Source organism: Streptomyces sp. NBC_01669 (genome assembly GCF_026339735.1).
Lineage (GTDB): Bacteria > Actinomycetota > Actinomycetes > Streptomycetales > Streptomycetaceae > Streptomyces > Streptomyces yanii.
Window position 1 is genome coordinate 280,145 of sequence record NZ_JAPEQG010000003.1, and the last position, 14,890, is coordinate 295,034.

At 69.0% G+C, this 14,890-nt stretch carries 15 protein-coding genes and 3 pseudogenes; 9 read left to right on the top strand and 9 right to left on the bottom strand.

The window, feature by feature from the left end; genetic code table 11:
* Window positions 1-62: 62 nt before the first annotated feature.
* The 3 genes from OG972_RS48250 to OG972_RS48260 all read left to right on the top strand — a co-directional run bounded on the left by OG972_RS48250 (window position 63) and on the right by OG972_RS48260 (window position 2,673).
* Window positions 63-1,211, top strand: a complete 1,149-nt coding sequence (locus tag OG972_RS48250) for an epoxide hydrolase family protein (protein WP_266993700.1) — start codon at window positions 63-65, stop codon at window positions 1,209-1,211.
* An 82-nt stretch (window positions 1,212-1,293) separates the two neighbouring features.
* Window positions 1,294-2,460, top strand: a complete 1,167-nt coding sequence (locus tag OG972_RS48255) for a winged helix DNA-binding domain-containing protein (RefSeq protein WP_266993458.1) — start codon at window positions 1,294-1,296, stop codon at window positions 2,458-2,460.
* Window positions 2,461-2,550: 90 nt separating this feature from the next.
* Window positions 2,551-2,673 (top strand): hypothetical protein, encoded by a 123-nt coding sequence (locus tag OG972_RS48260; protein ID WP_266993460.1) that lies wholly within the window; start codon window positions 2,551-2,553, stop codon window positions 2,671-2,673.
* Window positions 2,674-2,760: 87 nt separating this feature from the next.
* On the opposite strand, the gene OG972_RS48265 is transcribed toward OG972_RS48260, so the two are convergent.
* On the bottom strand, window positions 2,761-3,180 hold the full coding sequence (locus OG972_RS48265; protein WP_266993462.1) for an SRPBCC family protein: 420 nt from the start codon (window positions 3,178-3,180) through the stop codon (window positions 2,761-2,763).
* 26 nt (window positions 3,181-3,206) lie between these two features.
* A complete protein-coding gene (locus OG972_RS48270; RefSeq protein ID WP_266993464.1) occupies window positions 3,207-3,569 on the bottom strand; it encodes a VOC family protein in 363 nt (120 codons plus the stop codon).
* Between the two features lie 127 nt (window positions 3,570-3,696).
* Here OG972_RS48270 and OG972_RS48275 point away from each other — a divergent pair, with 127 nt between their 5' ends.
* A complete protein-coding gene (locus OG972_RS48275) occupies window positions 3,697-4,518 on the top strand; it encodes a helix-turn-helix domain-containing protein (protein WP_266993466.1) in 822 nt (273 codons plus the stop codon).
* 191 nt (window positions 4,519-4,709) lie between these two features.
* Here the strand turns inward: OG972_RS48275 and OG972_RS48280 are convergent, their stop codons facing one another.
* Window positions 4,710-5,399, bottom strand: coding sequence for a Tn3 family transposase (locus OG972_RS48280; protein WP_266993702.1), 690 nt, complete (start codon window positions 5,397-5,399; stop codon window positions 4,710-4,712).
* Window positions 5,376-5,639, bottom strand: a pseudogene (locus tag OG972_RS48285) (helix-turn-helix domain-containing protein); the annotation flags it as partial. The pseudogene OG972_RS48285 and the gene OG972_RS48280, both read right to left, overlap by 24 nt.
* A gap of 229 nt (window positions 5,640-5,868) precedes the next feature.
* Here OG972_RS48285 and OG972_RS48290 point away from each other — a divergent pair.
* Window positions 5,869-6,495: a transposase gene (locus OG972_RS48290; protein ID WP_266993468.1), complete on the top strand. Its 627-nt coding sequence runs from the start codon at window positions 5,869-5,871 to the stop codon at window positions 6,493-6,495.
* A gap of 759 nt (window positions 6,496-7,254) precedes the next feature.
* On the opposite strand, the gene OG972_RS48295 is transcribed toward OG972_RS48290, so the two are convergent.
* From OG972_RS48295 to OG972_RS48305, 3 genes and pseudogenes are all read right to left on the bottom strand, one after another.
* On the bottom strand, window positions 7,255-7,746 hold the full coding sequence (locus OG972_RS48295; RefSeq protein WP_266993704.1) for an NUDIX hydrolase: 492 nt from the start codon (window positions 7,744-7,746) through the stop codon (window positions 7,255-7,257).
* Window positions 7,747-7,849: 103 nt separating this feature from the next.
* Complete coding sequence (locus OG972_RS48300) at window positions 7,850-8,146, bottom strand: ATP-binding protein (RefSeq protein WP_266993470.1); 297 nt, start codon at window positions 8,144-8,146, stop codon at window positions 7,850-7,852.
* 22 nt (window positions 8,147-8,168) lie between these two features.
* Window positions 8,169-8,450: pseudogene (locus OG972_RS48305) on the bottom strand (ATP-binding protein); the annotation flags it as partial.
* Between the two features lie 227 nt (window positions 8,451-8,677).
* Between OG972_RS48305 and OG972_RS48310 the strand changes: the two are divergent.
* The 4 genes from OG972_RS48310 to OG972_RS48325 all read left to right on the top strand — a co-directional run bounded on the left by OG972_RS48310 (window position 8,678) and on the right by OG972_RS48325 (window position 13,111).
* Window positions 8,678-9,229: a hypothetical protein gene (locus OG972_RS48310; RefSeq protein WP_266993472.1), complete on the top strand. Its 552-nt coding sequence runs from the start codon at window positions 8,678-8,680 to the stop codon at window positions 9,227-9,229.
* A 194-nt stretch (window positions 9,230-9,423) separates the two neighbouring features.
* Window positions 9,424-11,202: a S8 family serine peptidase gene (locus OG972_RS48315; RefSeq protein ID WP_266993474.1), complete on the top strand. Its 1,779-nt coding sequence runs from the start codon at window positions 9,424-9,426 to the stop codon at window positions 11,200-11,202.
* A gap of 56 nt (window positions 11,203-11,258) precedes the next feature.
* A complete protein-coding gene (locus tag OG972_RS48320; RefSeq protein ID WP_266993452.1) occupies window positions 11,259-12,011 on the top strand; it encodes an IS6 family transposase in 753 nt (250 codons plus the stop codon).
* Between the two features lie 122 nt (window positions 12,012-12,133).
* The gene (locus tag OG972_RS48325) at window positions 12,134-13,111 is read left to right on the top strand and encodes a group II intron reverse transcriptase/maturase (protein WP_266993476.1); all 978 of its coding nucleotides are present in this window, start codon (window positions 12,134-12,136) and stop codon (window positions 13,109-13,111) included.
* 189 nt (window positions 13,112-13,300) lie between these two features.
* Here OG972_RS48325 and OG972_RS48330 read toward each other — a convergent pair.
* Window positions 13,301-13,654 (bottom strand): annotated as a pseudogene (locus OG972_RS48330) (transposase family protein); the annotation flags it as partial.
* Window positions 13,655-14,240: 586 nt separating this feature from the next.
* Window positions 14,241-14,843, bottom strand: coding sequence for a GNAT family N-acetyltransferase (locus OG972_RS48335; RefSeq protein ID WP_266694094.1), 603 nt, complete (start codon window positions 14,841-14,843; stop codon window positions 14,241-14,243).
* Between the last annotated feature and the right edge of the window lie 47 nt (window positions 14,844-14,890).

Genomic DNA, 14,890 nt, shown 5'->3' on the forward strand with positions numbered 1-14,890 from the left:
CTCCCTCACACCTAGGACCGTATCTGTCCTGGCTCACCCGTAGCGTTCTTCCCATGAACAGCATGACGAGCACCGGCCCCGCCATCCGCCCCTTCCGCATCGACATCCCGCAGGCCGATCTGGATGACCTGTGCGAGCGGTTGGCGCGCACGCGCTGGCCCGACGAACTGTCCGGCGTCGGCTGGTCCTACGGCGTCCCGGTCACGTACGCGAGGGAACTCGCCGAGTACTGGCGCTCCGGCTTCGGCTGGCGCGCGCAGGAGGCCGCGCTCAACCGGTTCGACCAGTTCACCACCGAGATCGACGGGCAGAACATCCACTTCCTGCACGTGCGGTCCTCCGAGCCCGACGCACTCCCGTTGATCATCACGCACGGCTGGCCGGGCTCGGTCGCCGAGTTCATGAAGATCATCGGCCCGCTCACCGACCCGCGGGCCCACGGCGGCGACCCCGCCGACGCGTTCCATGTCGTCGCTCCCTCCATCCCGGGGTTCGGGTTCTCCGGGCCGACCACTCAGCCAGGCTGGGACCTGCACCGGGTCGCGCGAGTCTGGGCGGAGCTGATGCGGCGTCTGGGCTACGAGCGCTATGGCGCCCAGGGCGGCGACAGCGGCGCCGTGATCTCGCCCGAACTCGGCCGTGTCGCCCCCGGGCACGTCGCCGGGGTGCACGTCAACGGCGGACTGGGCTTCCCGACCGGCGACCCGGCAGAGTTCGACGGATTGTCGGCGGTCGAACTGGAGCGGCTCGGGCAGTACCAGGACCAGGACCGCAGCGGCTATGCGATCATCCAGGCTACCCGGCCGCAGACCGTCGCGTTCGGCCTGACCGACTCGCCGGCCGCACAGCTGGCGTGGATCGCGGAGAAGTTCAAGGAGTGGACGGACCCCTCCCACGAGCTCCCCGAGGACGCCGTCGACCGGGACCAGTTGCTCACCGACGTGAGCATCTACTGGCTGACCGGCACCGCCGCCTCCTCGGCCCGGCTGTACAAGGAGAGCGCGAAGTCCTGGGGCTCGGCCGTCACCGCGTCCGCGGTGCCGCACGGCGTCGCCGTCTTCCCCGGTGACCCGGGAGTGCGTCGCATCGCCGAACGCGAGCACAACGTGGTGCACTGGTCGGAGTTCGACCGCGGCGGCCACTTCCCCGCGATGGAGGCCCCCGACCTGCTCGTCGATGACATCCGGGCGTTCTTCCGGCTGGTCCGCTGAACCGTCACCGCCCAGTGCCCGAGGAACCGGGGCTGTGCCGCCGGCCCCCCGTGAACCGCTCGCCCCCAGGAGTCCTGCCCGCATGTCCGAACGTCTGCCCAAGGTTCCACGTTTCACCTGGTCCCAGGTGTGCGCCCGCCGATTGGAACGCCACGCGCTGAGCGCCCCTTCGGCAACTGCCCGGCCCGCCGACATCGTCGGTGCCATGGCCGGTACCCACGCCCAGGTCCTGTCGGCCGCCGAACTCGCCATCGGGCTCCGCATATCCGGCGCCACCCGGGTCGACGTGCGCGAAGCGCTCTGGTCGGAGCAGAGCCTGGTCAAGACGTTCGGCCAACGGGGGACCGTGCACCTGTTCCCGACCCGCGACCTACCGCTGTGGGTCGCGGCCTTCCGTGCCGTCCCAGAGCCGAAGTCCTCCCTCCCCGCGCACGTCCGGGTCACCGAGGAACAGGCCGCCGAGGTGGTCGCCGCCATCGGGGACGCCCTGCGCGACGCGGAGCTCACCATCGACGAGCTCAGCGAGGAGGTGATCCGCAGGACCGGACCCTGGGCCGGCGACCTGGTCATCCCCGGCTTCCAGGGTCTGTGGCCACGCTGGCGTCAGGTGCTGCACGTGGCCGGGCTGCGAGGAACGCTGTGCTTCGGTCCCAACCGGGGCCGCAAGGTCACCTACACCAACCCGGCCCGCTGGCTGCCCAGCCTCCCACCGGCCGATCCCCGGGCTGCCCTGACCCATGTGGTGACCAGCTACCTGCACGCCTACGGCCCGTCCACTCCCCAGCGGTTCGCGCACTGGCTGAACGCCCCGGTCCGCTGGGCCAGCGAGCTCTTCGCGTCGCTGGCGGACGAGCTTCAGCCGGTGGAGGTCGAAGGGACCCCAGCCTGGGTGCTGGCCGACGACACCACCATGCCCGACACTCCGCCCCGCGGCCTGCACCTGCTCCCCTACTTTGACGGCTATGCCTACCGGGTTGGCAACCAGCCACCGGAACTCCTCTACCCGGGCCGCGTCGGTGAGCGGGTGCTGCCGGGCAACTTCCAGCTGCTGATCGTTGACGGCGTGGTCGGCGGACTCTGGCACCAGCGGCGCTCCGGCCACAAGCTCGACGTCACCGTGGAGTCCCTGGTGCGCCTCACCGCCGCGCAACGCGACGAGCTTGAGCACCGGGTGGCCCGGATCGGCGAGATCCTTCAGGCCAAGCCGCAACTCACCTTCGCCCCGGTCACCGTGGGCGGCCACGCCTAGTTAGGCGGCCTGTCCGAAGCCGACGGCAGTCAGTCCTGGTCGCGCAGCGGGGCCGAACCCACGTCCGGCTCCGTCTCGTACGCCTCGGGGATGAGACGCACGCCGGGTACCTTCGACGCCCGCGCCCGCCACGCGTCGACGCCGGCTGAGGTCAACGAGAGCCTGGGCTACGTACCCACGCACGAGACGGTCCAGTACCAGCTCGACCTGTGATCGGAACGCCGGGGGCCGGACCGAGAACCCCCTCGGTCCGGCCCCCGGTGCGAGGGCCCTACCTGTCCGGCCCCCGGTGCGAGGGCCCTACCTGTCCGTCGGGACCGGGGTGGCCTTCAGCGTCTCCTGCATGATGCGCGCGCCCTGCTCGGCCATCTCGCTGATGGGCCCGGCGAGTTCGTCGGGCGTCACGTCGATCGTCCAGACGAACCGGCTGCGCCCCTCGGTGTCGGCGAGGACCTGCATCGAGGCGTGATGGTGCTTCGGTGCCATCGAGCCGCCGACCACCGCGTAGGCCACCCGGCGGGCCGCATCGTCGATGTCGACGATCAGCTCGTGCACGACGACACCGTTCGCGAAGGTCACGATCCTGGTGTCCGTCTCCATGCGGGTGTCCGTGACGAAGCCCGGCACCAGGCGCTGGTGCACGGCTCCGACTTCGCGCAGGGCCTCCCAGACGTTCTCCGGGCTGTTGTTGATCAGGAAGTCCTTGTGGATGTGAGCCATGTGATCTTCTCCTGTCGGGTGACTTGTCAGGCACCGGTGGTGAGGCAGAACGGGTGTCCCTCTGGGTCAGTGAGGACGACCCACTGGTCCTTGCCGGGCTGGAACTCGGGCCTCGACGCTCCGAGGGCGAGGATCCGGCTGGCCGCCTCCTCCAGGTCGGAGACCGTGAGGTCGAGGTGGGCGTGCTTGGCGTCGTCGGGCCAGCCGGGGGCCCGGTAGCCCTCGATGCGTACGAAAGCCAGGCCGGGGTGCTCCCCGCTGCCCAGGGAGGCAAAGTCCTCGCCGCTGTGGGTGATCTCCCAACCGGTGACCTTGCTGTAGAACTCGGCGAGCCTGACCGGGTCACCACAATCGATGACGACGGTGCTGATCTTCGCGAGAGCGGACATGACGGCGACTCCTTGAGCGCGGTACGGGGTTAAGTACGACGCCGCTGAGCTTGCTTGCCACGCCCCATCCCGGTCTTGAAGATCCTTGCGCGGGGCGACTGTCAGACCCCCGACGTACCGTTCAAGAGTGCTCACCTCCACCGTCCTCTCCACCCGGCCCGACTTCCGCATCACCACGGTCAGCTGCCGGGACGACCACACCCGCTGGTCGGAGGTGGCGGTGCGCGAGGACTACCGGGTGGTGCTCGTGCGGCGCGGCCGGTTCCGCAGGCAGGCGGCCGGCGCCCCGGCCGAGGTCGACCCGACCGTGGCCTATCTCGGCGTGCCGGGCGAGGAGGAGCGATTCGCGCACCCGGCCGCCGGGGGCGACGAGTGCACCTCGATCAGCCTGACGCCCGCTCTGTGGAGGGTTGTGGCGGGTGAGGACGCTCGCCCGGCTCGGCAGAGCGTGTACGTGGACGCCCGCCTCGACCTGGCCCACCGCCGCGTCCTCGCGTCCGCCCACACCGGCGACGTGGACCATGCGGTGACCGAGGAGCTCCTCGGACTGCTCTCCGCCGGCGTCGGCCAGGCCGTCGACGGTGCCATACCGTCCGGCGTCCGTCCCGGCAGGGACGAGGCGACGCTCGTCGCCGCGGCCCGGCACGCGATCGGCGAGGCCCACCCCGCCTCCGAGGGGCTGCTGCCGCTCGCGGAGCTCCTCGGCGTCTCGCCGTACCGTCTGAGCCGCTCCTTCACCCGCGAGCTGGGAGTCTCCCTGACCCGCTATCGCAACCGGGTTCGTGTCGGCCGGGCCCTCGACCGTCTGGACGCGGGCGAGGACAGCCTCGCCACCCTCGCCGCCGACCTGGGCTTCTCCGACCAGGCCCACCTCTGCCGGACCATGCGCCAATACCTCGGCCACACACCAACGGCACTGCGGCGGCTCCTCGCCCCAGAATCGCTTTGAGGAGCCGGAGGAGCGCGCCCGATACGTCTTACCGGCGCCCGTCCGGCCGTTAGGGTCAGGATCACGAGGCGGTTCTGGAGATGCCACCGGTGCCTCACGGTCACCGGCGGCCAGGTCGCGCACAACGTCGTGTTCGCAGATCCGCGCGTGTTCAAGGCATTTGATCTACCCCAGCAGATCCGCCGCCGACTCTACGGCCTACCCGACCGGGCCTGCTGCCCCTCCGCGGGGGCGCGCGGCCCGGGCACGGTGGCGCCGACGGTGAGGTCCAGGCGGCGTTCCATGTCGAGATTGACCTCGCCGTAGGGGCGCACGTGCGACCAGAACAGCGGGGTCAGACCGCGCCGGTCGGCGGGCGTAAGGAGGTCGGCCCACTCCGGTTCGCCGAGGATGTCCTGGAGCATGAGGGTGTTCACGTAGACCAGGGCGGACTGGAGGATGCGCAGGCACAGGACGAACATTTCCTGTTCGTCGCGCCGGTTCGACGCGATCTCCCCGCCCTTGCCGTAGGCAATCACGCTGTTGGCGCCGTTGGAGGATTCCATGACGTTCAGGCCCTCCTCGATCTCCCGCTGAAGGTCGCGCAGCCGCAGGTAGCGGGCTACGAAAATGGTCTTCTGCGCGCGTCCGACCTCCAGCATCGCCGCGTAGGTGGGGTGGGAGGCGTTGCGGGTGAAGCGCCGCAAGATCGCCTCGGTGGACGCGGTGCGGGTTCGGATCGCGGTGGCGTACTTGATCATCTGGTCGTACTGCTGGGCTATGAGTTCCCAGCGGATCGGGCGGGTCAGCGCCGGGGTCAGCCGTGGATCAGCAAACGTGCGGGCCACAGCCGCGAATTCGTATTTTCGAGCGGGACAGGCCACTTTCACGCCGAGGACCATCAGTTCGCCGTGGATGCGGCGGTAGCCCCAGCTGGGGTTCTCCCGTGCCAGGCGCAGGATAAGAACGCGGATGGACTGCACGGTACGCGGCCGTCCCGGTCGTTTCGGGTGTGACGTGGCAGCGTGGCGGTGTGCGACCAGGTCGCGGTGCCAGCGCAGCACGGTGTCCGGCTGAACGAGCAGCCGTAGTCGGCGCAGTACGTCCAGCGGGAGCCGATGCAGCAGCGCCGCCAGAAACACTCGATCGCTCGGGTTGAACCGCACCTTCGCCTTGCCGAGTTGACGCTCCAGCACCGAGGAACCGTCCGAGCCCTACCCGCAGGGGAAGTTCCTCGACCGGCTCCGCGACACCCACGCCGCCGTCCGGGCCCAGGTAGAGCAGGGCCTGAGTCTGCGCGAGATCGCCAGACGCCTCGGTCTCGGGCGCAACACCGTCCGCAAGTACGCCCGCGCGGCCAGTCCAGAGGCGATGCTGCACGGCCAGTGGCAGAACCGGACCAGCAAGCTCGACGCCTTCAAGCCCTACCTCGATCAGCGCATCGCCGAGGGCTGCACGAACGTGTCCCGGCTCCATCGCGAGCTGCAAGAACGCGGGGCACGCTGCAGTTACAGCACCCTGCGCGACTACGTCCGGCCGCTACGTTCCGACCGTCGGGCTGCCGGGAGCCCACCACCGATCGCGCGGCCGCCCTCACCCCGCGAGGCCACCGGCCGGATCATGCGCCACCCGGACCACCTACGCCAAGACGACCAGCAGCAGCTCAAGAACCTGCTGGCCCGCTCACCCGAGCTCACGGCCGCCGCAGGCCACGTCCGCACCTTCGCGACCATCATGACCAACCGCGAAGGAGACCGGCTGCGGCACTGGATCGCCGACGTCTGCGCGGACGAGCAGTGCGGCCTGGCCGGCTTCGCCGCCGGACTGATCCCCGACCTCGACGCCGTCGTCTACGGCATGAGCACCGACTGGTCCTCCGGGCCCGTCGAGGGCCGCGTCAACGACCTGAAAGCCCTCAAGCGCAGCATGTTCGGCAGAGCGAAACCACCGCTGCTGCGCAAGCGGCTCCTCCTGATCGCGGCCAGCCGCCGACCCTAACCTCTGCCGCCTCGGGCCTGGCGGTCCAGGAACTCGATCACTCGCGTTTCCGAACGTAGAAGCCGCTCTCGCTGCTCAGGAGGAAGAGAGGCGAGGAGGTCGACCAGGACTCGCTTCCGCGGGACGTACACCATGTTGCCGGAGTAGATCCTGCAACCTGCACACCAGGCGAGTCCGATGCAGCGCTCGAACATGGAGGACTCGGGCGGATGGAAGCGATACTGGTACGAGCAGGCGGACGTTCGGCAGGCGGCGCAGACCAGTCGATCGCCGTCGGGAATCGTGTCCCAGCCCCCGACCTTTCGCCAATGCTGTCGCCCGGCCGGTGCTCTTCAAGTCGTCATGCCGAGCATTCTCTCTCACCGCGAGTCGCCCGGTCTCGGCGTCCGGGGAAGAATCGGGCCGACCACAGACCGTGACGGACCCTCAGGCGACCTGATCCACTTCACGGAATCCGTGCCTGAACCGGTGAACGGGAGCCACTGGGGCAACGGGATTGGGAGCCACGTTGGTCCGTCCGTGGAGGGGATGGACCTTAGCGCAGGTCCATGATCGGCAACGAACTCGGGAGCCACCCCTATCGGGTGACATGTGGCGGTGTCGGGATGGCCGGGAGTGTCCGGGGTCGCGATGCAGCGTGAGCCGATAGTTTGGTTGTCCCGGGTCCTGCTGGTCCGTGTCCCTGACAGGCGCGGTTCGGCAGGGCCCGGCCCCGCGTTCGGCCGGCTATTGGTCGGCGGTGTGCTTAAGGACGTGCGCTCAGCCGTCTACGGGGATCGGTCGGTCCGGTGGGCCGTCGGTCAGCAAGGACGCCAACAGTTTCGGCAGCTCAGCCGGCCGCAACACATCCGAGGTCGCGGCCAGTTCCGCTACAGTCCACCAGCGGTGCCCGGTGATCGCGGCCCTCTCGATCTCCTCGAAAGCCGAGGTATCGACCTGGAACGCAGGCACCCGGGCCATGTAGTAGCGCTGGCGAACCTCATAAGCGACGCTGCCCCGGACCGCTGTCCACGGACGCCCTCGCCAAATCTCCGGACCCAGTGAGAGGTTCGTCAGCCCGGTTTCCTCCTGCAACTCCCGCAGGGCTGCCTGCTCGTGGCTTTCGCCTGGCTTGAGCCCGCCTCCAGGGGTGAACCACCGGACGGAACCGTCCCCCTTGTTCAGGGCGGAGAACAGCAGTAGCCGACTGGCGTCGTCCAGCAACACCACGCGCGCGCTCGGGCGCGGCACCAGGCTCCCCTCCGGTTTCATCACCTCGTCAGATTAGAACCGCTGGCCCTGGGCGACCAACGGAGTTGGTCACCGGGCTGAGCTTTCACGCAATTCCGGTCAGAGCCGGATTCAGAGAGCCTCATCACCGTGCGGTGGACTGGCGGTCGGCTTCGGTGGACTGGAAGCGGTAGGACTCGGTACCGGTCTGGATCAGCGTGCAGCGGAAGGTGATGCGGTCGGCGATGGCCGCGCAGAGCCTGGGGTCGGCGAAGATCTTGTCCCACTCGGCGAAAGGTGAGTTCGTGGCCACCGCGGTGGCCTTGCACTCCTCACGTTCGGTGAAGATCTGGAACAGCAGCCGAGCGCCCTTCTTGTCCAGATTGAGGTAGCCGAACTCGTCCAGGCAGAGAAGATCGACCTTGCTGTAGCGGGCGATCACCGAGGACAACCGACGGGCGGCGTCAGCTTCGGCGAGTTCGTTGAGCCAGAGCGGAGGTGGTCGTGTAGCGGACGGTCAGGCCGGCCTCGGCGATCGCGGTGCCCACCCCGATCAGCAGGTGCGACTTGCCGGTTCCCGAGTCACCGATCAGCACCAGTGGCCGTCCGTCGCGGACCCAGGACGGGCTCTTGAGGTCCCCCACCGTTTCGGGCAGCACGTTGGGGTTGCGCTCGTAATCGAAGTCCTCCAGCCGCTCGGGGCGGGGGAACTTCGCGGAGCGGACCAGCCGCTGCTGGCGCCTGACGTCCCGGTCGGCCGCTCACTCCTCCTGTCTGGTCGCCACGTCTGTGAGCAGAGCGGATGCCGTGACTGCGGCGATCGTCAACGCGACCGGGACGTGGCTCCCCGCTTGGCGGTATGTCCCGGAATGTGTTCTTGGTCGGTTGGTGGTTTGCTGCTCGGTGGCGGCGGCCGGGCTTCTCGGCGCGCCGTTCATCGTGTGCATCCGCCAGGCTCAAGGAGGAGTTCCGCATGTCCGTCTACACCCCCCAGCAGATCAGCCAGCCGCAGACCCAGCAGCCGTACAACCAGCAGCAGCTGTTCGGCCAGCAGCAGCCCTGGGGCCAGATCGGCCAGCCGCAGCAGCAGATCGCGCAGGTGGTCCAGCAGTCGATCCAGCAGGCTTGCCAGCAGGCGAGCCAGCAGGTGGCGCAGCGCCTGCAGCAGACGCTGCAGCAGCTGCAGCAGGTCCAGCAGCAGCTGCAGCAGCAGGGCATTCCCCAGCACCACGCGCACCCGTACCTGGCTGTCGCGCTGCACCACACTCTGCAGCAGGGCGTGCGCAGCGCTGTGGAGCAGTCCGTGCAGCAGGCGCTGCCTATCGCGATCCTGACGCTGGTGCAGCAGGGCCAGCAGGGCCAGCAGGGCCAGCAGGGCCAGCAGGGCCAGCAGCAGTTCGGCCAGTTCCCGGGCATGCAGCCGCAGGGCCAGTTCGGCCAGTTCCCTGGCCAGGGGCAGTTCCCGGGCCAGGGGATGTTCGGGCAGCAGCCGCAGTACGGGCAGCTGTCGCCTCTGGGCATGTGAGCACCCCGGTCGGGTAGCGCTCGTTCTCCCTCCCGTGTGGGGGAGGCGGGCCTGCCTGGCCGGATGCCGCGGCGGGGCGAGGCAAAGGCGCGGCGGGCCGCTGGCCGGGGAGCTCATGGACGCCCGCTTCCCGGCCGGCCACTGAAGATCCGGGGCGTACGACGATGCTTTACGTTGAGATGGCGGTTGGCTGAATGCGTGAGCAGGGCGGCAACGGTGTGAAGCCGGGCAACGGCAAGGGCGGGAAGAGCTCGCGTGCGCAGGGCGCGGCGGGTGAGGCCGGGCAGCCGGCGGCGGCTGCGGGCGGGGCAGGTGAGGCGGCCGGACGGATGAGCGGGGAGGCGCAGGCGCTGGGGTACCAGGGTCGGGGTGTGCGGGCGGGGTGGGGCCGCTATCTGGTGGCGCCCCGGCCGTTGGGGCTGCTTGCCGGTGGGGTGCCGCCGATTGAGGCCTCGGCGCTGTTCAAGCTGCTGGAGGAGGACCCCGATGTGGAACCCGTGGCGCAGGTGCGGCCGTCCCGTTCCCGCGGGTTGGGGGCGATCGCGGAGCCGCATCCGGCCTGCCCCCCGGTCGCGGTCGTGAAGATGCCCCAGGAGCGGGCCCGCGCCCTGGCCGGGAACCCGCAGGTGGTCGTGGAGATCGACCAGCCGCTGTCCTACACCCCCACCCCGCCGGTGGGTGCCGGCCCGGTGCCGGTACTGGACCCGATGCTGGCGGTCACCCTGGAGGAGCCCGAACATCTCACCCTGCGGGTGGTGGGCAGTGACGGGGACGCGGTGGCCGGCGCGCACGTGTGGGCCATCGGCACCGGCGGCCCGGTCCACGGAGTCACCGGCCCGGACGGACGCGTCACCATGACCCTGGCCACAGACACCCCCGAAACGCTCCAGGCGCTCTACGTCCGCCCGGTGGCCGACTACTGGCCGACCCGCACCGGCACCCCCCAACCCGCCGACAACGGCGAGGCGGTAGTCACGGTGCAGGCCCTGTCGGACACCTTCGAGGGCTTCCCCGGCAAGGCGCTCACCGGCTGGGGTACACAGGCAATGCGGCTCAACCAGATCCCGCCGACCTACCGCGGCCACGGCATCAAGATCGCGCTGCTCGATTCGGGGGTGAACACCGCCCACCCCGATTTGAAGGACACCGTCCAGCACGGGCACGACTTCACCGGCGCCGGCAACGGCACCTGGGGCCTCGATGTGACCGGGCACGGCACGTGGTGCGCCGGCATCATCGCCGCGGCGGACAACAACGCCGGCATCGCCGGGATCGCGGCGGAGGCCGAGGTGCATGCCCTGAAGCTGTTCCCCGGCGGGCACCTCAGCGACCTGCTCGAGGCGGTCGACTACTGCATCACCCACGACATCGACATCGCCCAGATCAGCCTCGCCTATCCCGTACAGTCCCAGCTGGCCGCCTGGAAACTCGCCGATGCGCACGCCGCCGGCACCACGGTCATCGCCCCGGCGGGAGACACCGCCGGCCCCCTCACTCAGCTGGCTACCCTGCCGGGGGTGCTGGCGGTGGGGGCGATCGCGCACACCGGCACCTATCCCGTGAGCAGCCCGCTCACCTGGGTGCAGCCGCCGTGGCCCGGCCCCTACCCGGCCACGTTCACCCCCACCGGTCCGGGAGTGGACCTGGTCGCGCCCGGCGCGGCGGTCATCACCACCAGCCTGGGTGACGGCTATGCCGCGGTGGACGGCACGGCGATCGCCGCCGCCCACGTCACCGGGCTGGCGGCGCTGCTGCTCGCCCACCACGACCATCTGCGCACCCAGGCGGTGCCGCGGACCGCGGCCCGCGCCGACCCGCTGTACCTGCTGGTGCGCACCGCCTGCCGGCCCCTGCCCGGCGCCGACCCCCGCCTGGGCGCGGGGATCGCGGACGCCCCCACCGCGCTCGGCATCCCCGCGAGCTGGCAGCAGGCCGAGCAATACACGCCGGCCGGTCCGCACCAGCGGGGCTGACGGCACGACACATTCACAGGGCGTTGTCAGGTTGAGTGGTGGCCTTCTCAGGCGGCATGATCATCCGTCTGGTCGAATCGCTGGAGGGGCTGTCCGTGGTGACGCCGTCGTACCGGGGTTTCCGCTTCCCTCCGGAGGTCATCTCCCACTGCGTGTGGCTGTACCACCGCTTCAACCTGAGCCTGCGCGACATCGAGGAGCTGATGCTCGAGCGCGGCATCGAGGTCAGCCACGAGACAGTCCACCAGTGGACGCGCCGGTTCGGCCCGGCTTATGCCGCTGCTCTACGTCGGCGCCGTCCGGGGCCTGGTGACAAGTGGCACTTGGACGAGGTGTTCGTCAAAATCAGCGGCGTGCAGCGGTACCTGTGGCGGGCCGTGGACCAGCACGGGAACGTGCTCGACATCCTGCTGCAGAACCGGCGGGACGAGGCCGCGGCCAGGCGTTTCTTCCGGAAGCTGATGAAGAAGACCCGGTCGGTGCCCCGGGTGATCGTCACCGACAAGCTCCGCTCCTACGGCGCCGCCCACCGCCACGAGATGCCGTCGGTCGAACACCGCTCGCACAAGGGCCTGAACAACCGGGCCGAGAACTCCCACCAGCCGACGAGGCAACGCGAGCGCGCGATGAAAGGCTTCCGATCGGTGGGTGCCGCACAACGGTTCCTGGCCGCGTTCAGCGGCATCTCACCCCACTTCCGACCCCGCCGTCACCTCCTCACCGCCCCGAACTACCGCGCCGAGATGATCATCCGCTTCGCGATCTGGGACCAGATCACCGGCGTCGCCAGCCTGCCCGCCGTAGCCTGAGCCGCTGTCACCACCGAAGCCGAAACGCGTCGAACCGGCTCACACCCTCGAGCACTCGCTCAACCTGACAAAGCCTGGAACAGCAAGGGAACCTGGAAGCAGGTCGTGCACTGCGCAAGCAGATGAAGACCATGCCCTCCCGTGACCCCCATGATCCAGGCTACAGGCGGCTGAACTACTGCCGCTATGCGGACGATTGGCTGCTGGGCTTCACTGGCCCCAAGCGGGAGGCCGAGGAGATCAAGGACAAAATCGGCCGGTTCCTGCGTGACGAGCTCAGGCTGGAACTGTCCGAGGAAAAGACCTTGATTACGCATGGGCGGACACAGTCCGCCCGGTTCCTCGGCTACGAGACCGTGGTCTTGGATAACGACACCAAGCACGACCATCGCGGTCAGCGCAGCATCAACGCGCAGATCGGGCTGAAAGTGCCTGCTGACGTCATCCGCGCCAAGTGCCGCCCCTATATGCACCACGGCCGACCGATCCGGCGGACCGAACGCACGGTCGACAGCGACTTTTCTATCGTCGCTCAGTACCAGGCCGAGTCCCGTGGGATCGCCGGTTACTACCAGCTGGCTTTCAACCTCCACCGTCTCGGACGGCTGAAGTATGTAATGGAACGCTCCTTGACCAAGGCACTGGCGCGGAAGTATCGAGTTCATGTCTCCAAGGTCTACCGGCGCTACCGGCGCTACCGGACCGTACTGAAGACCGACCAAGGCCTCCGCCGGGGGCTTCAGGTCACCGTCGAACGCGGTAAGGGAAAGCGTCCGCTGGTCGCGCAATGGGGCGGAATCTCACTGAAGCGAAAGATCAGGATTGGAAGTCTCGACGATCAACCGGCGCAGGTGTGGAACAGTGGACGCAACGAGATTGTGAAGCGCCTGCTTGCTGACACTTGCGAGATGTGCGGGCCTCATGACGGTATCGAAGTGCACCACATTCGACACCTCAAGGACCTGAACGTCCGGGGGCGGGCCGCCAAGCCTGCCTGGGCTCAGATGATGGCCGCGCGTCGTCGGAAAACCCTGGTCGTCTGCCGTGTCTGCCACGAAGGAATCCACTACAGCGGACGTCCCTCGCGGCAGAACTCATGAGAAAGAAAAGGGACTGGAGAGCCGGATGCGATTAACGTCGCACGTCCGGTTCGGTGGGGGGCCGTTAGAAAAGGGCCTGGTCACAGGTACCTCGCTGGCGGCCTACCCAACCGCACGCCGGGTTCGGCGAGCGGCACGGAGAAACGGACCGGTGGCGACACCGGCACCGCGCTCCGTGCCGACTCAACAGAAGGGCCGGTCGGCGGCGATCCGGTCGATCGGCAGCAGGGTGCCGTCCAGGATCACGAACGCCTTGGTCCGCGCGATGTGCATCACCTCGGCCAGGGTGGGCGCGAGGCCGGCCAGTACCTCGACGGCCTCGCGTATGTAGCGGTATACGGTCGCGATGCCGATACCGAACCCCGCGGCGAGCTGGGCGTAGGTGTCACCGCACCGCAGATGGGCCAGGGCGAGGAGAGCCTGACGACCGGCGGTCAGACGCCGCCATCGGGTCCCGATCTCCCCTCGCGGCACAGCGAGCCGTCCGGTCAGGCACCGCAGGGTGCGACTGGACAGGTCGATCGACGACGGGTAGACAAGCACGCGAAGCTCCTGGTGGTTGCGGGCGATCTTGGTCGTGAACCCGTCTACCAGGAGCTTCGTCGTTCCGCAGATCCGTCCAACACGCAGCCGGCACCGTCAGGTCGGAAAAGGCTCACCCGACAGGGGCCTTCGCGACAGGCACCGTCACAGTCTTGACCGCCCCGGCCCGGCGACGGCCACCCGCGCCCAAGCAGGTCAAGGACGAACTCGGGTGGGCCGACTTCCAGGTCCGCTCCGACACCGCCATCCGCCGCCACCAGACGCTGGTCACCTGCGCGTTCTCGTTCTGCTGGGACGCCTGGTTCAGTCCGCCACCCGAGGTTTCGCCCGGCACAGCACCACCGGAGCCGCCCGAAGAACCGGGCCGGCCCGAGAGGGGGACCAACCAGACCCCACCAGCCCCACACGGCCAGATGGCCCAAGGCAATACGCGCCGTCAGGGCCTGGCTCGACCCCTGGACCAGCCTCCAACGATGCTGGCGAGCCTGGACGAATGCACCCCCACCACCGGAACTCCAAGCCCTGATCAACGCCGTCGGCGCAGGCCACCCGCTTGACCTCTACTCCCCGGCTTAACAAACCACCACTAGCGGGGGTCCTTGCGCATGCACCACGTGCGAGGGCCGTTGTCGGGGAGCAAGATCTCGGCTGTGACCTCGAAGCCGAGACGCTCGTAGAATTTCACGTTCCGCTCGCTGGAAGTCTCCAGGAACGCCGGGTACCCGGCGTGTGCAGCCGCCTGGATACCGGGGACGAGCACCGCACTGCCAAGGCCCTGCCCCTGGGCTTCAGGGGCGACTCCCACCGTGTTGAGGAACCACGCCGGCTCTTGCGGCCGGTACGGTGCGACAGCCTGCTCCGCAGACTCATATGCAGCCGCCCGGTCACCGGCAAGGTCGCCGAGCAACGGGCCGACCTCAGCGAAAGCGGGCGAAGGGTCCTGGTCAGGAGCGGCCCAGACAGCGACAGCGCGGCCCTCGTCCGCAACCCACACGCGCCCGTACACCATCCCGACGCGGGTCAAGCAGAGCTCTTGGAAGCGCCGGATCCGGTCCTCGTGGTCGTCTGCGGCGACCACGTGCCGGGTGTAGGGGTAGTCGGCGAAGGCCCGGGTCAGGGTCTCGACGGCGGCGGGGATGTCGACGTCGGTGATGGGGCGTACGACAGGGGCGTCCTGAATGTGCGGCATGCCTGTTGAACGACCTTGCCAGCAGGCGAGTTCCCGGGAGCATTTAC